The following is a 17827-nucleotide window of genomic DNA, read 5'->3' on the forward strand; positions in this document are numbered from 1 at the left end:
GGGCGGCGGTCTACGAGCCGTGGGCCCGCGGCCAGGGGCGGCGTCCGCCGAGGCGTTCGACGTCGGTGTTGAAGCGCCGCAGGTAGCCGGCGAACTCGGCCACCTCCCCGGGCGTCCACTCGGCCAGCACCTTCTCCAGGCCCTCGATGTTCCTGGCCCGCTCCTCGTCGAGGTGGCGCTCGCCCGCCTCGGTGAGGCGGAACTTCCTGGCGATCCCGCCCTCGGGGTCGGGGATGCGCTCGGCCAGCCCGGCCCGCACCAGGGCCGAGGTGTGCCGGTTGAGGGTGGACACGTCCAGCCCCAGGGCCTCGCTGAGCTGCCCGATCGTCATCATGCCGGCCACGCGGATGCGGCTGAGCAGGATGTACGCGCTGCGGTCGAGATGGCGGTGCCTGCCGAGCAGCATGGTCTCGTACTCGACCAGGTGCGTGGGCTTGTCCATGGCGACCTGTCTACCACAACCATGTGCAACCTACACAGAACGTGCATGCCGCACGAGACCTGCGGGGCGCACACGGCGCGGGCCGCGCGCCCGCGGGGGACGCGCGGCCCGCGCGAGGTGCGGTGCGGACGTCAGGAGATGAGCATGTCGAAGCCGCCGTCCACCCGGCTCCCGCTGCGCACGCTGATCACCTCGACGGCGATCGTGTTGATCTGCCTGCCGCACTGCTCCGACGGGAAGCGGTAGGCGATGAACGGCAGCCGCCCGACGTGGCGCGGCGTGAGCTGGATCAGCGCCTCGCGGGTGTCGACGTAGTGGGCGACCTGCACGCAGTACTGGCCCGTGCCGGAGCGCCAGGAACGGTAGACGTTCTTCTCGTCGATCAGGGCGCCGTCCGGGTCCACGATCGCCGCCGCCCGGGCGAACGGCGCCCTGATGTCGGCATGCGCGGCGGTGCCGGCTGCGGTGGTGACGAGGCCGGCGGCGGCCAGCGCCAGACAGCCGGCCAGAGCACGACGAAGCATGTTTCCCCCCTGGGTTACACACGGATAGGAGCCATGACAGAACGTAAGTTCGCCGAGGTCCCCGCGGTCCGCGCCACCCCGCGCCGCAACGCCAATCTTTATTGGCGGAGGGCGCACGAACTTCTGGTGCCCGCCAAGCGTCCGCCAGGAAAGGTCAGGGCGTCACGAGGCCCGCGCGGTCGGGCACCACCCGGGGCAGGCCGCGCAGCCAGCCCTCCAGGTCGGCGGGCCACCAGCGGCCCGCCGCCAGCCGTCCCAGCTCGCCGGCGACCGCTCCGGCCACCGGCTGCACCGGCACCACCCGCACGGGCGCGGCCCCGGCCAGCACCCCGAGCCACCAGTGCCGCCAGGTCTCCGTCATGGCGTCGGGGTCGAGCACCAGGTAGTAGTCGGGCAGCACGAGCCGGTCCGCGCGCAGCTCGCCGAGCGCGGCCTCGATCGCGACCTCCAGCGCGCCGACGACGCCCGTGCCGTCGAAGTAGGCCGTCCAGGCCGCCGCCACGCCGGCCAGCGGGTCGGCGTCGTGCACGACGTACGTGGCCGCCGAGCGCGCCGCCAGCTCCGCCACCTCGGCCGGCGAGCGCTCGCCCTTCGGGATGGCCCGCACGTTGTGCAGCCCGTCCAGGCCGGCGACCACCTCGCCGGCCCCGTCCCCCGCCACCACGACCACCGTACTGGTCAATCGCCGCATGACGGGCAGTCTACGACCCTCCGGATGAGCACCGGCGGGCCGGACATGTCCTGAGCATGGCCATGTCATGACCTGCGGCTCGATGGCACAAGACCTCATCCTGTAACCGCGATGCTACGTTCTGCTACATAGCAGCCGCAGTATGTGTTATTGGGAGTTCCTGTGAAGGTCGCCTGCGTCGGCGGAGGGCCCGCCAGCCTGTACTTCTCCATCGTCATGAAGCGGATGAACCCGTCCCACGAGCTCACCGTCTACGAGCGGAACCCGGCCGGCTCGACGTTCGGCTGGGGCGTGACGTACTGGCTGCAACTGCTGGAGAACCTGTACGCCGTCGATCCCGAATCCGCCCGCGCCATCCAGGAGAACTCCGTCCACTGGGACGACTGGGTGGTCAACCTCCAGGACCGGGCGACGCTCACCATGGAGCACGGGGACGACGGCTTCGGCATCGGCCGCCGCCGCCTGCTCGACATCCTCGCCGCGCGCGCCCGCGAGCTGGGCGTGCGGGTCGAGTACGAGCACGAGGTCGCCGGCGAGGACGCGCCCGAGCTGTCCGGGGCCGACCTCGTCGTCGCCGGCGACGGGATCAACAGCGCGCTGCGCGAGCGCCACGCCGGCCACTTCGGCACCGAGGTCTCCGTGGGCCGCAACGTCTACATGTGGCTCGGCACCACCAAGATCTTCGACTCGTTCGTCTTCTCCTTCGTGGAGACCGCGCACGGCTGGATCTGGTGCTACGGCTACCCGTACGGCCACGAGCACAGCACCTGCGTCGTCGAGTGCGCCCCCACGACCTGGACGGGCCTCGGCCTGGACGCGACCAACGAGGCCGACAGCCTGGCCGTGCTGGAGAAGCTGTTCGCCGACGTCCTGGACGGTCACGCGCTGATCGGCCGCGCGCAGCCCGACGGCAGCGCCCACTGGCTCAACTTCCGCACGCTCACCAACCGCACCTGGCACCGCGGCAACCTGGTGCTGCTCGGCGACGCCGCCCACACCACCCATTACTCCATCGGCGCGGGCACCGCCCTCGCGCTGGGGGACGCGGCCGTCCTGGCCGACGCCCTCCACAGGGAGGCCGACCTGGGCGCCGCCCTCGCCGCCTACGAGCGCGAGCGCATGCGCGCCATCCGGCCCACCCAGCGCTCGGCCCGCTACAGCGCCCGCTGGTACGAGAGCCTGCCCCGCTACGTCGACCTGCCGCCGCGGCAGCTCATCACGCTGCTCGGCCAGCGGCACAGCGCACTGCTCCCGCACGTCCCGCCGGGCCTGTACTACCGCTACGGCCAGGTGCTCGACGGCCTGCACCAGGGCGTCCACCGGCTGCGGCGCAAGCTGGGCCGCGGCCCGTCGTGCGAGTGCTGCCGGCCGCCGTCCGGCAGGTAATCAGGACACACCACAACGTAATTTCCGCATGAAGAGGCCGTTCAGGGCCGATCCGTGGGCAGGGGGTGGTTGACCGAGATCGAGCAGGACCAGCACCCCGGAGGACGGTCCATGATGACGACGCCCGGCCCCTTCCGCCCAGAGGACCACCGCCGACCGCCCGTGCCCCAGCAGGAGGCCGCCGAACGCGAGATCGCCCGCATCACCGAGCCGGCCCGCCTGCTGCGCATGAGCGACATGGTGCACATGCTGCTGGACGAGGCCCAGGGCCTGTCGCTGGACGACCGCGCCCGCGACCAGCTCAAGCACATCCACCTGCGGGCGGTCGAGGAGATCGGCGAGTCCGTGGCGCCGGAGCTGCGCGAGGAGCTGGAACGGCTCATGCCCGAGCCCTCCGGCTCCCCCAGCGAGGCGGAGCTGCGCATCATGCAGGGCCAGCTCGTGGGCTGGCTGGACGGCGTCTTCCAGGGCATCAAGGCGGGCCTGGCCCTGCAGCAGGCCGGCGCCCGCGCGCCGCGGCCGCCGGAGGTCCCGGGACGCGGGACGCCGGACCGCCCGTCCGGCTCCGGCCCGTACCTGTAGGCCGCGGCCCGCGCTTCCGGCCCGCCTCCGGCCCGCGCCTCCGGGCAGCGGGCCGGGTCACGGCGGGCCGGGTCAGCCGCGTCTGGCCGGGGCCCAGCCGTGGCCCCAGCCGCCCTGGATCATCGTCTGGAAGCCCCAGCCGTCCTCGGTGCGCACCAGCAGGTCGGCGTAGTGCATCTCCTGCCGCGCGCCCTCGACGGTCATGGTCGCCTCCGTCTCCACCACCACCAGGTTGGGGCTCAGGAAGTGCGGGGTGCGCTTCGAGGTGAGGTCGAGCCCGGCCGTGCCGCCGCCCATGGCCTCGCGCATCGCCTCCAGGTACTCCTCGCGCGTCCACTGCCGCGCCGCCGCGTGGCCGCCGGGCACGTCGGTGACCACGTTCATGGGGAAGACGGCCAGGTCGGCCAGCTTCTCCAGCGCGCCCTGCTCGGCCAGCGCGTCGTACTCGGCGAACCACTCCTCGACGCTCTTCAGGTCCTCGCCGCTGGGCTGATACATGTGTGACTCCTCACCTTCGTCGTACGCCGTACCGTACAACATACGGGAACGACCCGCAAAACGAAGGCGCCCCGCCACCCGTAAGGGAGCCGGGGCGCCTCGCGAAGGGATCAGAGGTGCGACTTGACGCTGAACTCGGTCGAGGTCCCGCAGGAAGGGCCGTTCGGGCCGCCGATGCGGACCGAGTTAAAGAAGTCGCGGTAGGTGCTGAAGAAGTTGCCCTTGTCGCGCGGCGCGGTCACCGCCGTGCAACCGCCGTAATTGGCCTCGGAGTAGAGGTGGATGTAGGAGTCGGTGCGGTTCCAGTCGGATTTGGCCCGGTCGGCCATGCCGTAGAGGGCGAGGTCCGGGGTGCTGGCGTTGAGCTCGACGATGTCCCCGGTGCCGTCGAGGCCGGAGAACAGGCAGTAGGAGCCGTCGTGACAACGGTCGTAGCCGTCGGCGGCGTGCGCGGGAACGGCCAGGAGGGGCAGCGCGAGGGCCGCGATCGGCAGAGTCAGAAGCGGGTGTAACTTCTTGCCCATTTCACCTCTTCGGATGAAAGTTTCTTTCGCCGGTGGCCCGAACATACCTCGCGGATCTTCACCGGGAAAGTCTTGACCTGCGCCGGATTCCGTGCCGCACCCGCGCGGAGCGGGACCCTCGGCGCATGAAGGGTACGACGGAGGGTAATCAGACGGCTACTGGCTCCGGGGGAAGGCCGCACGGCCCGCCGTGCGCGCGTGTGAGGCTGTGATGAGCGATCAGGTGGACGTACGCGCGCTGGCGCGCATGGTGGCGGGGCTGCTCGACGACAGCCACGGCAGCACCCTCGACGACCTGCCCGCCCTGGCCTGCCGCCACGCCGCCGAGATCGGCGTCACCGACGTCCAGATCTACCTGGCCGACCTGCAGCAGCAGAAGCTGCGCCGGCTCAGCGGCGAGGGGCCCGAGGCGGAGTCGGTACGGCACCCGGACGAGCTGCGCATCGAGACGAGCCTGGCCGGCCGCGTCTTCCAGGACGTCCGCCTGCTCCCCCGGCCCGCGACCGACGTCACCCCGGGGCACTGGTGGGTCCCGATCATCGACGGCACCTCCCGGCTCGGCGTGCTGCGCCTGACCACGGACGGCCACCCCCTGGACCACGACGCGGCCCGCCTCTTCGCCACGCTGGTCGCGCTGCTGATCAACAGCATGCACGTCACCAGCGACTCCTACTTCCGGCTGATCCGCACCCGCCCGATGAACGTGGCCGCGGAGATGCAGTGGAAGCTGATGCCGCCGCTGACCTTCGCCAACGAGAGGGTGACGGTGTCGGCGACGCTGGAGCCGGCCTACGAGGTGGGCGGCGACGCCTTCGACTACGCGGTCTCCGGCAGCGTGCTGCACCTGGCGGTCTTCGATGCGATGGGGCACGACATCGCGGCCGGCCTGACCTCGAACCTGGCGGTGGCCGCCTGCCGCAACCACCGCCGCCAGGGCGCCGGCCTCGCCGAGAACAGCGTCGCCATCGAGCACGTCCTGACCGAGGAGTTCGGCCGGGGGCTGCGGTTCGTCACGGCGATCATGGCGGACCTCGACATGGACACGGGCGTGCTGAGCTGGATCAGCCGGGGCCACCACCCGCCGGTGGTGATCAGGAACGGCCGGTGGGTCAGCGTCCTGGAGTGCCCGCCGGCCCACCCGATGGGCCTGGACGTCGGGCTACCGGTGACCCTGTGCCGCGAGCAGCTCCAGCCGGGCGACCGCCTGCTGCTCTACACCGACGGCGTCACCGAGGCGCGCGACGCGAGCGGGCGCGAGTTCGGGCTGCACCGCTTCACCGAGTTCGTCATCCGCCACCACGCCGACGGCCTTCCGGTGCCCGAGACCCTGCGCCGGCTGATGCACGCCGTCCTCTCCTACCACCACGGGAAGCTGCACGACGACGCCACCGTGCTGCTCACGGAGTGGCACGGCAAGCCCGCCACGGAGGGGTGAGCCCGCGCGCGCCGCGGCCACGGCGGCGCGCCGCGCCGGGCTCATCGATCGGCGGTCTCGGACATGCTGCTGGCGATCAGCTCGTGGTGGCGGACCACCTCGGCGATGATGAAGTTCAGGAACCTCTCGGCGAAGACCGGATCGAGCTTCGACTCCTCGGCCAGGCTGCGCAGGCGGCGGATCTGCCGCGCCTCGCGCTCGGGGTCCGCCGGCGGCAGCCGGTGCTCGGCCTTCAGCCGCCCGACCTCCTGCGTGCACTTGAACCGCTCCGCCAGCAGGTGGACCAGTGCGGCGTCGAGGTTGTCGATGCTGGCGCGGAGCCGCTGAAGCTCATCGAGGACGGACGCCTCCGGGCTGGGCTGGGAGTTCTCCATGCCGACAGCCTGCCATCAAAGCCGCGGGCCGCCCGCATCGGGGCCGATCTTCAGTGGTGCCGGAAGGCGGTCATCCGATGTCGGTGACACCGCACACGTCGCACCGGTAGAGAGTGCCACGGCTGTCCTCGCCGAACTCGCTCCACCAGTGGGCGTTGCCGGCCAGGTTGGACGGGTCACCGGAGCAGAACGCGGCGGGGTCAGCGGGAGCCGGGGCGGCCGGGGGCATGGCGTCTCCATAACGAGGGGTCGGAGCCGAGATCGGCTTCTCCAGGGTCTTGACTCCTTACCTCTGCCCTGATAAAGGGATTCAAAACCTTTCGCCTCCCGAGGAGACGCAGGTCACGCCGCCGTCGCCGCCGTCGCCGCCCCCGCCGTCAGGGGTAGGCGATCCGCTCGAAGCGCGCCGAGCAGCCCTCCCCCGCCAGGTCCTGCACCCAGAAACCGACGAACGCGCCGGTGAAGCCGAAGGCGCGGGCCATGCCGTCGCTGAACTCGTCGGCGTACTCGTCGGACAGGATCGTGGCGTCCAGGTCAGGTCCGTGGTTGAAGCGCACCGCCGGCCCGTCGAACTCCACCCTCAGCCGCACCTCGCCCTCGGCCGGGCCGAGCAGCCGCTCGGTACGCACGCCCCGGTCGCTGGTGGTCAGCACCAGCCCGTCGGTGGTCAGGGCGAGGTAGTGCCAGTTGCGCGAGTTGTAGTAGGCGGTGATCCCCGCCGACTGGTGGACCCCTTCGGGGGTGAAGCGCATGACCGCCTCCAGCGAGCACGTCCTGGAGGTGACGCGGCGGGCGACCAGGCTGGGGCTGCGCAGGCCGTACGGTGACTGGCCGCCGCGGACGGTGAGGCCGCCGGGGTCGGCGGTCAGCCAGTCCGGCGTGGCGGGCCGGCGCAGCGTGCTCCAGTCGCGGTCGAGGGCGAAGGAGCCGTCGTCCTGCCACGGGTGCGCGGGCAGCGCCGGCGCCGGCACCTCGACGGCGGGGACGCCGCCCGCCACGCGCGGCCAGCCGTCCTCCCAGACCACGCGCTGCAACGCGCTCTCGCGCCCGAGCACGCACCTGCGGTTCCCGTACGGGCGGGCGGCCAGGTGGGCGAGGTACCACTCGCCGGTCTGCGTGCGCACCAGGCAGCCGTGGCCCGCCTTCTGCAGCTCCAGGCCGGGGTCGTGGCGCGAGGTCAGCATCGGCCCGGCCGGGTCGTCCTCGTACGGGCCGGACATCGAGCGGGAGCGCAGCACCGAGACCCGGTGCTCGTAGCCGGTGCCGCCCTCGGCCACCATCAGGTAGTACCAGCCGTCGATCCTGTAGAGGTGCGGGCCCTCGGTGATCTCGCGGTTGGGCAGGATCAGCTCGGGCTCGCCGCCCTCCAGCGGGCGCAGCTCGATGCCGGAGAAGCCGCGGCCCGGCCTGGAGTCGAAGACCATGTTGAGCAGCCAGCTCCGGCCGTCCTCGTGATAGAGCGAGGCGTCGAAGCCGCGGCCGGGCAGCCGGACCGGGTCCGACCACGGGCCCTCGACGGCGGGCGCGGTGATCAGGTAGTTGGCGACGTCCTTGTAGCCGAGGGCGTAGTCGTCCATCACGCCGTAAACGAGGTGGAACAGGCCGTCGTGGTAGGTCAGGTCGGGGGCCCAGACGCCGCCGGAGTCGGGCACGCCGGACAGGTCGAGCAGCCTGCGCTCGGTCAGGATGCCGCCCAGGGGGCGCCAGTGCACCAGGTCGCGCGAGTGGTGGACGCGGACGCCAGGAAACCACTCGAAGGTCGAGGTGGCCAGGTAGTAGTCCTCCCCCACCCGCACGATCGACGGGTCGGGGTGGAAACCCGGCAGGACGGGGTTGCGGATCATGGGTCATGAGGATAGGGGCGGGACCTACGCGACGGATAGCGCTTTCATAGCGATATGTGCGTTTAGTGGTGGTTCATGACGGTATGGACCTCTTGAGCAGGGAATAAGGAGATCGCCCCGCTTTGGGGGCCTTCCTCGGGAAGGCGAAACAGGCGGTCTCCGCTACCGCGGGGATCGCCGGATCGGGGGAACCCAATGCGCAAGACACTCACCGGACTGGGCCTGGCGTTCTTTCTGACGCTCGCCCCAGCCGCCGCGGCCACGGCCGACACACCGGTCGAGCCCGTGGCTCACAGCCAGGTCACTCCTGCGCCGCAGGACAACAACCGTTCCAACGACGACGGCGGCGGCAAGGCCGGTCTGTGGGGCCTGCCGGGCCTGCTCGGCCTGCTCGGCCTGCTGGGCCTGCGCCGCCACGAGCGGCACGACGTCGGCACCGCCGAAAACGTCGGCAACCGCAACATGCGCCGGTAGAGCACCGGCGTGCCCGGGGCGCGGCGACGGCGCCGCGCCACCACCTGCTCGCCCGGGGCCCGTCGTGAACGGCGGGCCCCGGCCACGCCCGCGCGAACTTTGCCAAGACATATGCCCCAATTGTGGTGATTAGCGAGTGTTGAGGGTATTTGTCCCTTGAATCCAGGACGAACAAACGGGGGAATCGTCGTGGTACTGCAGACAGAGATCCGAAGCCTGTTCGACTGCCACCTCGTGGGATCGGACGGGCAGTCCATCGGCCAGGTCGGCCAGGTATACCTCAACGACCGCACCGGCCAGCCGGAGTGGGTCACCGTCCGGACGGGGATGTTCGGCACGAAGGAGACCTTCGTCCCCCTGAGCGGCTGCCGCCGCACCGGGAACGAGATCCACGTCCCCTTCGACAAGGAGAGGATCAAGGACGCGCCCAACATCGACGTGGACGGCCGCCTGTCCGTCGAGGAGGAGGCCCAGCTCTACCGGCACTACGGCATCCAGCCGCCGACCATCCCGCAGCAGCGCAGCACCTCGCCCACGGGCGAGCGCCCGGTCAGCGACACCATGCCCCGGGACATGCCGTCGCCGAGCGCCGCCGCCGGTGACACCGAACGCCGCGACATGGGCGACATGGAGCGCATGGGCGGCATGACCGGCACGGAGCGCATGGGCGACGAGCGCATGGGCACGGAGCGCATGGGCATGGGCGACGAGCGCGGGTTCGACATGACCGCCTCGGAGGAGCAGCTCCACATCGGCAAGGAGACCGTCGAGGCCGGCCGGGTCCGGCTGCGCAAGTACATCGAGACCGAGAACGTGCAGGAGACGGTCCCGCTCAGCCACGAAGAGGTCGTCATCGAGCGCGAGCCGGCCCGCGAGGGCGAGACGGCCGCCCCGTACGAGATGGGCGAGGACGAGCGGACCATCACCCTGCACGAGGAGCGCGCGGTGGTCGGCAAGGAGACCCGGCCGGTCGAGCACGTGCACGTGCGCAAGCAGACCGTCCAGCACGACGAGACGGTGAGCGGCCAGGTACGCCGGGAGCACGTCGAGGTCGACGAGGACGGGATGGTGACCGACAAGGACGCCGACATGAAGCGGGGTGACAAGCGCCCGCCGCTGTAGGCGGGCACGTGACAGACCCTTCCCGGACGGCGGGCGGACCTCAGCGACGGGGCCCGCCCGCCGGCGTTCCCGGACGGCGCTCCTGGACGGCGCTCCTGGACACCGCTCCCGGACGGCTCGCGGGGCGGGGGCGGCGGTCAGGCGACCTCGACGGCGGGCGTCCGGGGGAAGAGGTCGTCGAACACCGCCGCCCGGTCGAAGCGCAACGCCCGCGCCCTGGCCCGCAGCTCCAGGTCACGGCGCTCGGCGGCGGGCATGTCCAGCACCACCCGGTCCAGGGCCGCCGCCAGGCCGGCGACGTCCTCCGGCCCGACGACGACGGCGGTGTCGCCGACCGCCTCCAGGGTGCCGCCGGTCGGGGTGGTGATGATCGGCCCGCCGCCGGCCAGCATCTTCTCGGCCAGGGCGATGCCGAAGGTCTCGACGAAGTCCGGCTCGGGCTTGGTGGGCAGCGCGTAGGCCGCGCACCCGTGCATGAGCAGCGCCTTCTCCTGGTCGTCCACGTCCGTGAGGAAGACGACGCGGTCGTCACCCGCCGCCGCGGCCCGGACGTCCTCCAGCGCCGGCCCGGTGCCGGCCACCACCAGCTTCACCCGCGAGCGGCAGCGGGCCCGCGCGAAGGCCGTCACCAGCTCGTGGATCCCCTTGGCCCGGGTCACCCGGGACAGGAACAGCACGTACCCGTCGCGCTCCAGCCCGCGGCGGGCGAGCGCGGCGTCCACGTCGGCCTGGTCCAGGTCGAGGAAGGCGGTGGAGTCGATCGGCGGGTAGCTGACGGTCACCCGGCGCCGGCACTGCTCGGCGAAGGCGGTGCCGCAGTGGGCGTCCACCTGCTCGGCCGCGGCGACGATCTCGCGCCTGGTGTAGTCGGAGACCGCGACGACCTCGTCGTTGGCCAGGAACGTGGTGAACAGCACGGTCGCCGCGCCGAAGCGGCCCTCGCGCAGGCACGAGCGGATCACGTTCGTCACGTCGGAGCCGACCGCCTTGGCGACGGTGTGGACGTCCGGCGCGAACCCGGCCGCGCGGGCCGCCGCGACCGCGTCCACGACCACCGAGGTGTGCGGCGCGAGGTACATCGACAGGCAGACGGTGGGCACCGGCTCGGCCAGCAGCTCGACCAGGCGGCCGGTGAGCCCGGACTGGTGGCGCCCGTCCGGCACCCGGTAGTCGCCGACCGGCTCCGGCCGCTCCACGGTGATCCCGGAGCTGTACGGCAGCAGCCGGTCCAGCGGCTTGAGCGGCAGCCCGGCCGCCTGGAGCGCCGGGATCGGCCAGGTCAGCAGCCGCACGTCGGTGAACCCGCGGGTCAGCGCCACCTCGGCGAGGTTGCGTGCCTCGCCGGAGTGACCGCAGATGACCGGGTCGGCCCTGACCACGATGACGAGACGGCGACGCGGGTGGTTCATCGCTCTTCCTCCGGGGACACGGGGGGATCGGAAAGGGACGGCGGCCGGAGGTCCCGGCCCCACGCCGACGGCTCCGGGCCCAGCCGGAGGTGGAGCACGCCACCGCGCCGCACGGTGGCGGCGTCGAGGTGCGTCGCGTGCAGCGGCACGCCGTCGAGGGTCGCCGACTGCACGTACTGGGGAGGCGGGTCGCCGTCGGGGGCGTCCACGCCGATCGGGGTCTCGCGGTGCCCGCTGGTCTCGATGACGAACTCGCCGTCGCCGGTACGCAGCACCGCCCGGGCGAACGCGGGCGCGTTGACCAGGAACAGGCTCTGCCCGGCGACCGGGAACAGCCCCAGCGAGGCCCACACGTACCACGAGCTGAGGCCGCCGGAGTCGTCGTTGCCCGGCAGCCCGCCGGGCCCGGTGCCGAACTGCCAGGTCAGCGCCGCGTGCACCACCTCGCTGGTGCGGTCGGGGCGGCCGGCGTAGTGGTAGGCCCAGGGGGCCTCCATGTCGGGCTCGTTGTTGAGCCCTTCGAACCGGTTGAGCGCGTAGCCGGCCGCCATCTCCGCCGGGCTCGGGGCGCGGCCGGGCTGGCGCACCGGCCGGGCGCCGAAGCCGAAGAAGCGGTCCAGCTTGTCGGCGAACTCCTTGTCGCCGCCGGCCAGGGCGATCCTGGCGGCCATGTCGTGCAGCAGCCGGAAGGAGTAGTTCCACTTGCCGCCCTCGTAGAACTCCGAGTCGCGCAGCAGGCCGGTGGCCGGGTCGAAGGCGTTGACCCACTGGCGGCCGCGCTCCTCCAGGTCGGCGGCGAGGCGGTGGTCGTTGAGCGCACGGGCGACCTTGGCGGTGCAGTGGTGGGCGTAGGCCAGGTCGAGGGTGTGGGTGATGGGGTGGACGACGCCGTGCTCGAAGAAGTCCTCGCCGTACAGGCGGCGCAGGTCGCCGACCATGTGGACCAGCGCCCAGTTCCAGTCGAGCGCCGTGCGGCCGAGGGCGTGGGCGTCGGCCAGCGCGGTGTGGACGAGCGCGCTGGCCTGGCGGAAGAACCGGTCGGCGCCGCGGGCCATCCGGTAGCCGATCGGGAAGTTGCCCTCCTCCTCGCAGACCCGGATCAGCGACTCCAGCAGGTCCGCCGCCCGGTCGGGGACGATGGTGGCCAGCAGCGGGAGCTGGGTCTTGTACATGTCCCACATGGTGCACACGTCGAACGCGAACGGCCCCGGGCTCGGCCAGAACGGGCTCTCGTCGTCGGCGAAGCACGGCTTGACCAGCGCGTGGTAGAGCGCCGTCGCGAACACGGTGCGGCGGGCGGGCGTGCCGCCCTCCACCTGGACGCGGCCCAGGTGGTCGCCCCAGCCGGCGCGGGTGCGCAGGCGCACCGTGTCGAAGGCGGGCCGCGCCTGCCCGCACTCGCGCTCCAGGTTCTGGCGGGCCTGCTCGCAGCCGCGCAGCGAGAACCCGAGCCGCACCTCGACGCTCTGGCCCGCCGCGGCCGGGCCCATGAACACCATGCCGAACGGCCGCAGCGTGGTGTGCCGGATGCTGTCGAAGTCGAGCCGGGTGCCGCCGTGGATGAGCCGGCGGTCGTACCAGAGCATCTGGCGCCAGCCGGGGCTGTCGACCTCCAGGTAGACCGACAGCGGCACGCCCTCCATCACCACCGTGCCCTGGGCCCGGCCGTGCCCCATGCTCTCGGCCTGCGCCCGGACCGGGACGGTGCGGCCCAGGTCGATGTCGAGACCGCCGCAGGACAGGTCCACCACGACGCGGGCGCTGGAGTGCTCGGGGAAGGTGTAGCGGTGCACGGCGACCTTGGCGCCGACGGTCAGCTCGCAGCGGATGCCGGTGCCGAGGGTGGCGGCGTAGTAGCCGGCCGCCGCCACCTCGTCGTGCAGCGGCCACGCCTGGTCGAGGTCGTCCAGCGGCTGCACCATCGGGGTGACCCGGACGTAGTTGTAGTACTTGCGGATCGCGCCGGTGCCGGACTGCTGGAAGTGGGTGAAGCCGGACGCCTGGAGTCGCTCGTGCATCTCCTCCGGCACGCCCTCGGTGTTCTTGGCGTAGCGGCCGTAACCCGTGGGGTACGCGCCGGAGTAGGCGCACGCCGACACCATGCCGAGCGGCGAGGTCGCGCCCGGATGGGTGTTGCCCACCTGGGGTTTCGGCCACCACCAAGTGGCGGCCAGACCGCGGGCGGGGGGCAGGTCGGTGGCCGCTGTGCCGATGAAGGGGTCAACGTTCGCGAGAATGGCGGGAATCTACCCCGGCGGAGGGCGGCCGAAGGTTTCGGCGAGGTGAAATTCTCGTTCAGATCGGGTGAGGGCGGCGGCGCCTGTCAGCGCAGCAGGTCGCTCCCGAACGCGGCGGCGGGCGAGGTCATGCCGATCTGCGCGGGGTGGACGACCTGGGCCCGCGTGGCGGAGGCCCCGTCCGCCGTGCCGTGCACCACGGCCACCATGCCGGCGCCGCCGTTCTTGCCGGGGGCACCGATGATCAGCTCGCCCTTGCCGTCCCCGGTGACGTCGAGGACGGACAGGCCGCGACCGAAGCGGTCCCCGTTCCTGCCCTGCTCGCCGATCGGGTCGCCGGAGGCCGGGCCCGACCACGGGCCGACCCCGTCCTGGCTGACGACCTGCGCACCCGCCAGGACGGGGCCGGTACGGGAGCCGGGAAGGAGCACGACGTCACCCGGCCGGCCCGGGCTGGTCCACCCGTTGCCCGGTCTGCCCAGGACGACCTCGGCGGCGCCGTCGCCGTTGACGTCGCCGACCGCCACGGTGGTGACGTCCCGGGTGAGCCAGGGCTGGTCGCGCGTGGTGAACGAGGGGGCGCCCCGCACTCCCGACGACGCGCCGTACCAGATGTGCAGCACCCCGCGCGCGGGGGTGACCATGACCAGGTCGTCGTAGAGGTCGCCGTTGACGTCGCCCGTCGCCAGCCTCGACTCCGCCTCGGGGCAGACCTGGAGGGCCGGGCAGGTGGAGGACGTGCCGGCGAGGTCGAGGACGGCGGGGTTCTCCCCAGGAGAGTCGATCACGACCAGGTGGTGCTCAGGCCAGAGGTCACCGGTGGCGGAGTCCTCCAGGTACCGGGTCTGGACGACCGCGATCTCCCGGTCGAAGCCGCCGTCGAGGTCGCCGTGCGCGAGGTTGCCGTAGCGCGTCTCGGTCATCCGCACGTCCTGGACGGCGGGCAGGTCCATGGAGCTGTACCACGTCTCGGCGTCGTACCAGCCGCCGGCCTTCCCCTGCCGGTTGCCCTGGCCGGGCTCCAGCACCAGGACGTCGGGCCTCACCTGCCGGTCGAAGGGGCCGACCAGCGCTCCGCCGGACGACAGGACGGGCGACTTGTGCGCCTCCACCGTGGTGATCCCGCCCGGCTTCCAGCCCAGGGCGCGCATCTCGCCCGTGCCGCCCACGTACAGGTCGGTCCGGCCGTCGTGGTCGGAGTCCGCGGCTCCCAGGGTGAGGCCCCAGAACCGGCAGGCGACGGTGCCGCCGCCGCCGTCGAGGCCCGTGCAGCCGGGTTCGGGGGCCAGGAGGGCGTGCCCGGACAGGCCGCCGGGGCCGCCGTACAACACGGCCACCTTGCCGGCGGTGTACCAGTGGGAGTCGGTTCGGTCGTAGTACGGGCTGGCGACGGCGAGGTCGTTGTAGCCGTCGCCGTTGAAGTCGGTGTTCCTGGCCGGGGCCGCCGCCTGCGCGGTCGCGGCCGGGGCCCCGGCGTGAGCGGCGGTGACGGCCAGGCAGGCCGTGAGCGCGAGCAGCGCCACCGGGCGTGTGATCCTTTTCGCGGACATGCCCGCAGCATCGAGGTGATCTCTTGGAACCGGCTTGCGGGTGGATGAGAAGGGCGCCGTCCCCGGGACCGGCAGGGGCGCGGGATTCGCGGGTCCCGGCTCCGGTCCTGAAGGCGCTGATCGCTCTTACCTCCGCGTGGACCGCGGCGTAGTGTTCGATCTCGTGCGGTTGGGAGTCGGGCGGTGGGAAGCCGGGCGGTGGGAAGCCGGGCGGTGGGAAGCCGGGCGGTGGGAAGCCGGGCGGGCCCTGCGCGACCTCAGCCCTCTCGACGTGGAGCGGGTCTGGGGGGTGCGCAACCTGACGCGCTCCCTGATCATGCTCGCGGCGACGGTGTGGGCGGCGCTGTACCTCGTCGTCGTCCAGCGGCCCGCGCCCTGGCAGGTGGTGCTGGCCGTGGCCGGGGCGGCGGGGATCTCGGCGCTCGGGATGGCCGCGCGGATCAAGGCCCAGCGGGACGAGCCTTCCTTCGCCCGCGCCTACGCGGCGCTGGTGGCGGCGGTGCTGGCGCTGGAGGTCTGGGGCGGCTGGACGTGGGCCGTCACGATGATGTGGGCGACGACCGCGTGCGGGTGGAGCCGCCTGCCCCGGGTCCGCGCGCAGCTCGCCGGGCTGTCGGCAGCGGCCGGGCTGGTCGCCGTGGCGCGCGGCCTGGAGGCGGCGCCGGCCGCCGCGCTGGCGGTGTTCGTGCTGCTGCCGGGCGTGTTCTCGGTGCAGGCGCGGCAGACGGCCGAGCTGGTGCGGGAGCTGCGCGAGACCCGGCGGGAGCTGGCCCGGCTGGCGGTCTCCGAGGAGCGCAACCGCATCGCCCGCGACCTGCACGACCTGGTGGGGCACAGCCTGTCGGTGGTCGTGGTCAAGACCGAGCTGGCCCGCAGGCTGGTGCCCGTCGAGCCGGAGCGGGCGGTGCGCGAGCTGGAGGACGTCGAGGGCGTCGTCCGCAGGTCGCTGGCCGAGGTCCGGCAGGCGGTCACGGACTACCGGCGGCCCACGCTCGCGGCCGAGATCGCCGGGGCCGAGTCGGCCGCCCGCTCGGCGGAGATCGCGTGCGCGGTGCGCGTACCCGGCGACTGGGACCTGCCCGCGCCCGTCGAGGCCCTGCTGGCCTGGGCCGTCCGGGAGGGCGTCACCAACGTGCTGCGCCACAGCGCGGCCACGCGCTGCTGGATCACGCTGGAGCAGGACGGGCGGGAGGCGAGTGTGGAGATCCGCGACGACGGCCGCGGCCCCGGCGGCGCCGGCGCCGCCCGGGAGGGGAACGGGCTGGCCGGGCTCGGCGAGCGCGTCGCGGCCCTCGGCGGCCGCGTCGAGGCCGGCCGGCCCGCCGACGGAGGTTTCCGGTTGACCGTGCGAGTGCCCCTGGAGGCGCGGGGATGATCCGAGTGCTGCTGGCCGAGGACCAGACGATGTTCCGCGGTGCCCTGGCCGCGCTGCTGTCGCTGGAGCCCGACATCGAGGTGGTGGGTGACGTGGGCCGCGGCGACGAGGTCGTGGGGGCCTGCCAGGCGTTCCGGCCCGACGTGGCGCTGCTGGACATCGAGATGCCCGGCATCGACGGCCTGGAGGCGGCCCGCCGCCTGGCCGCCGCCGCCCCCGCGACCCGCGTGATGATCGTGACCACGTTCGGCAGGACCGGCTACCTGCACGCCGCCCTGGCCGCCGGCGCCGCGGGCTTCCTGCTCAAGGACGCGCCCGCCCCGGAGCTGGCCGCCGCCATCCGCAAGGTGGCCGCCGGGCAGCGGGTCGTCGATCCCGCGCTGGCCATCGCCGCGCTCAGCGAGGGCTCCTCCCCGCTCACGCCGCGCGAGACCGAGGTGCTGGCGGCCGCCGCCGGGCACGGCACCATCGCCGAGATCGCCAAGGGGCTGCACCTGTCCGCGGGCACCGTCCGCAACCACCTGTCCGCGGCCATCCAGAAGCTCGGCGCCCGCACCCGCGCCGAGGCCATCGACCTCGCGCGCGCCAAGGGCTGGCTGGTGTGACGCCGGCCGAGGTGACGCCGGGGGTGACGCCGGGGGTGACGCCGGGGGTGACAATCGTCAGGGGTCGGATCGCGACGCGCGACACTTATCGCCCGGTCCGCCGCCCCGTAGCGTCAAGGACATGACGAACACCTCCTCCACCCAGCGGACCGACTGGCACCTCTCCCTCATCGGCGGCCTCAAGCGGCGCTACGACCGCGTCCCCGCCCGCACCGTCGTCGTCACCCCCGTCGGCGGCCTCAACGCCGACCTGTCCGGCGCCGGGCTCGCTCCCGAGACGACGCTGACGAAGGTCTCGCTCGCCGGCGGCGTGACGCTGCGCGTCCCCGCCGGCGCGGACGTCCGGGTCACCGGTTTCCACCTGTTCGGCGGGCGCCACGTCCAGCCCGGCAAGCCGGCGGAGGACGCCCCGGTCGTGCACGTCCGGGCCTACGGCCTGTTCGGCGGCGTCGCCGTCACCCGCGCCTGACCCGCGCGGACCCGATCTTCCTCCGGCCCCGCGCGTCTGCTGGAGCGGTGCCTCGGCGCGTACCCGGGGCGAGCTGGTGGCGTACCGCTACCGGATGGCCGGCTCTCGGTCCGCGAGGCCGAGGGCCTGGCGCAGGAGACGATGGTGCGGGCGCGGCCGTCCTCGCCCGGTACGCCGGAGCCGCCGCGCGGTGAGCGGAGCCGGGTTTATATCACTGCTTCGGCTCCGGGGTTTATGGAACCACTTTGCCGTTGTTGAGGCATTTTTGGTTTGGAGCTGACGCCCA

General features: G+C 72.8%; 19 protein-coding genes. 8 read left to right on the top strand and 11 right to left on the bottom strand.

Annotated features, from left to right (window positions below):
* Positions 1 to 10: 10 nt before the first annotated feature.
* The 3 genes from AB0H75_RS27655 to AB0H75_RS27665 all read right to left on the bottom strand — a co-directional run bounded on the left by AB0H75_RS27655 (position 11) and on the right by AB0H75_RS27665 (position 1657).
* Positions 11 to 442, bottom strand: a complete 432-nt coding sequence (locus tag AB0H75_RS27655; RefSeq protein WP_367800982.1) for a MarR family winged helix-turn-helix transcriptional regulator — start codon at positions 440 to 442, stop codon at positions 11 to 13.
* A gap of 131 nt (positions 443 to 573) precedes the next feature.
* A complete protein-coding gene (locus tag AB0H75_RS27660) occupies positions 574 to 966 on the bottom strand; it encodes a hypothetical protein (RefSeq protein ID WP_367800984.1) in 393 nt (130 codons plus the stop codon).
* A gap of 154 nt (positions 967 to 1120) precedes the next feature.
* On the bottom strand, positions 1121 to 1657 hold the full coding sequence (locus tag AB0H75_RS27665; RefSeq protein WP_367800986.1) for a hypothetical protein: 537 nt from the start codon (positions 1655 to 1657) through the stop codon (positions 1121 to 1123).
* Positions 1658 to 1807: 150 nt separating this feature from the next.
* On the opposite strand from AB0H75_RS27665, the gene AB0H75_RS27670 reads away from it, so the two are divergent.
* Positions 1808 to 3043, top strand: coding sequence for an FAD-dependent monooxygenase (locus tag AB0H75_RS27670; protein ID WP_367800987.1), 1236 nt, complete (start codon positions 1808 to 1810; stop codon positions 3041 to 3043).
* A gap of 111 nt (positions 3044 to 3154) precedes the next feature.
* Positions 3155 to 3625 carry a proteasome activator gene (locus tag AB0H75_RS27675; RefSeq protein WP_367800989.1) on the top strand — a complete coding sequence of 157 codons (471 nt, stop codon included), beginning with the start codon at positions 3155 to 3157 and terminating at the stop codon, positions 3623 to 3625.
* 72 nt (positions 3626 to 3697) lie between these two features.
* Here the strand turns inward: AB0H75_RS27675 and AB0H75_RS27680 are convergent, their stop codons facing one another.
* Together AB0H75_RS27680 and AB0H75_RS27685 are read right to left on the bottom strand one after the other, a co-directional pair.
* A complete protein-coding gene (locus AB0H75_RS27680) occupies positions 3698 to 4123 on the bottom strand; it encodes a nuclear transport factor 2 family protein (RefSeq protein WP_367801004.1) in 426 nt (141 codons plus the stop codon).
* Between the two features lie 110 nt (positions 4124 to 4233).
* Positions 4234 to 4647, bottom strand: a complete 414-nt coding sequence (locus AB0H75_RS27685) for a peptidase inhibitor family I36 protein (protein ID WP_367801006.1) — start codon at positions 4645 to 4647, stop codon at positions 4234 to 4236.
* A 211-nt stretch (positions 4648 to 4858) separates the two neighbouring features.
* On the opposite strand from AB0H75_RS27685, the gene AB0H75_RS27690 reads away from it, so the two are divergent.
* Complete coding sequence (locus AB0H75_RS27690) at positions 4859 to 6082, top strand: PP2C family protein-serine/threonine phosphatase (RefSeq protein ID WP_367801008.1); 1224 nt, start codon at positions 4859 to 4861, stop codon at positions 6080 to 6082.
* 41 nt (positions 6083 to 6123) lie between these two features.
* On the opposite strand, the gene AB0H75_RS27695 is transcribed toward AB0H75_RS27690, so the two are convergent.
* The 3 genes from AB0H75_RS27695 to AB0H75_RS27705 form a co-directional block, all read right to left on the bottom strand.
* Positions 6124 to 6456 carry a chorismate mutase gene (locus AB0H75_RS27695; protein ID WP_367801010.1) on the bottom strand — a complete coding sequence of 111 codons (333 nt, stop codon included), beginning with the start codon at positions 6454 to 6456 and terminating at the stop codon, positions 6124 to 6126.
* Positions 6457 to 6526: 70 nt separating this feature from the next.
* Positions 6527 to 6685, bottom strand: a complete 159-nt coding sequence (locus tag AB0H75_RS27700) for a hypothetical protein (RefSeq protein ID WP_367801012.1) — start codon at positions 6683 to 6685, stop codon at positions 6527 to 6529.
* A gap of 148 nt (positions 6686 to 6833) precedes the next feature.
* Positions 6834 to 8300, bottom strand: coding sequence for a glycoside hydrolase family 43 protein (locus AB0H75_RS27705; RefSeq protein WP_367801014.1), 1467 nt, complete (start codon positions 8298 to 8300; stop codon positions 6834 to 6836).
* A 195-nt stretch (positions 8301 to 8495) separates the two neighbouring features.
* Between AB0H75_RS27705 and AB0H75_RS27710 the strand changes: the two genes are divergently transcribed.
* Both AB0H75_RS27710 and AB0H75_RS27715 read left to right on the top strand, forming a co-directional pair.
* Positions 8496 to 8774, top strand: coding sequence for a WGxxGxxG family protein (locus tag AB0H75_RS27710; RefSeq protein ID WP_367801016.1), 279 nt, complete (start codon positions 8496 to 8498; stop codon positions 8772 to 8774).
* A gap of 189 nt (positions 8775 to 8963) precedes the next feature.
* On the top strand, positions 8964 to 9896 hold the full coding sequence (locus tag AB0H75_RS27715) for a DUF2382 domain-containing protein (RefSeq protein ID WP_367801018.1): 933 nt from the start codon (positions 8964 to 8966) through the stop codon (positions 9894 to 9896).
* 137 nt (positions 9897 to 10033) lie between these two features.
* Here the strand turns inward: AB0H75_RS27715 and AB0H75_RS27720 are convergent, their stop codons facing one another.
* From AB0H75_RS27720 to AB0H75_RS27730, 3 genes are all read right to left on the bottom strand, one after another.
* A complete protein-coding gene (locus tag AB0H75_RS27720; RefSeq protein WP_367801020.1) occupies positions 10034 to 11305 on the bottom strand; it encodes a glycosyltransferase in 1272 nt (423 codons plus the stop codon).
* A complete protein-coding gene (locus AB0H75_RS27725; RefSeq protein ID WP_367801368.1) occupies positions 11302 to 13551 on the bottom strand; it encodes a glycoside hydrolase domain-containing protein in 2250 nt (749 codons plus the stop codon). Before AB0H75_RS27725 ends, AB0H75_RS27720 begins: the two co-directional genes overlap by 4 nt.
* Positions 13552 to 13628: 77 nt before the next feature.
* Positions 13629 to 15092 carry an FG-GAP-like repeat-containing protein gene (locus tag AB0H75_RS27730; RefSeq protein WP_367801022.1) on the bottom strand — a complete coding sequence of 488 codons (1464 nt, stop codon included), beginning with the start codon at positions 15090 to 15092 and terminating at the stop codon, positions 13629 to 13631.
* A 163-nt stretch (positions 15093 to 15255) separates the two neighbouring features.
* Between AB0H75_RS27730 and AB0H75_RS27735 the strand changes: the two genes are divergently transcribed.
* The 3 genes from AB0H75_RS27735 to AB0H75_RS27745 all read left to right on the top strand — a co-directional run bounded on the left by AB0H75_RS27735 (position 15256) and on the right by AB0H75_RS27745 (position 17541).
* Positions 15256 to 16467 carry a sensor histidine kinase gene (locus AB0H75_RS27735; RefSeq protein WP_367801024.1) on the top strand — a complete coding sequence of 404 codons (1212 nt, stop codon included), beginning with the start codon at positions 15256 to 15258 and terminating at the stop codon, positions 16465 to 16467.
* The gene (locus AB0H75_RS27740) at positions 16464 to 17072 is read left to right on the top strand and encodes a response regulator (RefSeq protein ID WP_367801026.1); all 609 of its coding nucleotides are present in this window, start codon (positions 16464 to 16466) and stop codon (positions 17070 to 17072) included. The genes AB0H75_RS27735 and AB0H75_RS27740 overlap by 4 nt, the downstream gene beginning before the upstream one ends.
* Positions 17073 to 17193: 121 nt before the next feature.
* Entirely contained in the window at positions 17194 to 17541 is a 348-nt protein-coding gene (locus AB0H75_RS27745) for a hypothetical protein (protein WP_367801028.1), read from the top strand.
* Positions 17542 to 17827 lie beyond the last annotated feature (286 nt).

The sequence above is a fragment of the Nonomuraea sp. NPDC050783 genome, assembly GCF_040802095.1.
Lineage (GTDB): Bacteria > Actinomycetota > Actinomycetes > Streptosporangiales > Streptosporangiaceae > Nonomuraea.

Coding starts and splice junctions, on each gene's coding strand:
- AB0H75_RS27655 (WP_367800982.1), bottom strand. CDS start 442: ATGGACAAGCCCACGCACCTGGTCGAGTACGAGACCATGCTGCTCGGC.
- AB0H75_RS27660 (WP_367800984.1), bottom strand. CDS start 966: ATGCTTCGTCGTGCTCTGGCCGGCTGTCTGGCGCTGGCCGCCGCCGGC.
- AB0H75_RS27665 (WP_367800986.1), bottom strand. CDS start 1,657: ATGCGGCGATTGACCAGTACGGTGGTCGTGGTGGCGGGGGACGGGGCC.
- AB0H75_RS27675 (WP_367800989.1), top strand. CDS start 3,155: ATGATGACGACGCCCGGCCCCTTCCGCCCAGAGGACCACCGCCGACCG.
- AB0H75_RS27680 (WP_367801004.1), bottom strand. CDS start 4,123: ATGTATCAGCCCAGCGGCGAGGACCTGAAGAGCGTCGAGGAGTGGTTC.
- AB0H75_RS27685 (WP_367801006.1), bottom strand. CDS start 4,647: ATGGGCAAGAAGTTACACCCGCTTCTGACTCTGCCGATCGCGGCCCTC.
- AB0H75_RS27690 (WP_367801008.1), top strand. CDS start 4,859: ATGAGCGATCAGGTGGACGTACGCGCGCTGGCGCGCATGGTGGCGGGG.
- AB0H75_RS27695 (WP_367801010.1), bottom strand. CDS start 6,456: ATGGAGAACTCCCAGCCCAGCCCGGAGGCGTCCGTCCTCGATGAGCTT.
- AB0H75_RS27700 (WP_367801012.1), bottom strand. CDS start 6,685: ATGCCCCCGGCCGCCCCGGCTCCCGCTGACCCCGCCGCGTTCTGCTCC.
- AB0H75_RS27705 (WP_367801014.1), bottom strand. CDS start 8,300: ATGATCCGCAACCCCGTCCTGCCGGGTTTCCACCCCGACCCGTCGATC.
- AB0H75_RS27710 (WP_367801016.1), top strand. CDS start 8,496: ATGCGCAAGACACTCACCGGACTGGGCCTGGCGTTCTTTCTGACGCTC.
- AB0H75_RS27720 (WP_367801020.1), bottom strand. CDS start 11,305: ATGAACCACCCGCGTCGCCGTCTCGTCATCGTGGTCAGGGCCGACCCG.
- AB0H75_RS27730 (WP_367801022.1), bottom strand. CDS start 15,092: ATGTCCGCGAAAAGGATCACACGCCCGGTGGCGCTGCTCGCGCTCACG.
- AB0H75_RS27740 (WP_367801026.1), top strand. CDS start 16,464: ATGATCCGAGTGCTGCTGGCCGAGGACCAGACGATGTTCCGCGGTGCC.
- AB0H75_RS27745 (WP_367801028.1), top strand. CDS start 17,194: ATGACGAACACCTCCTCCACCCAGCGGACCGACTGGCACCTCTCCCTC.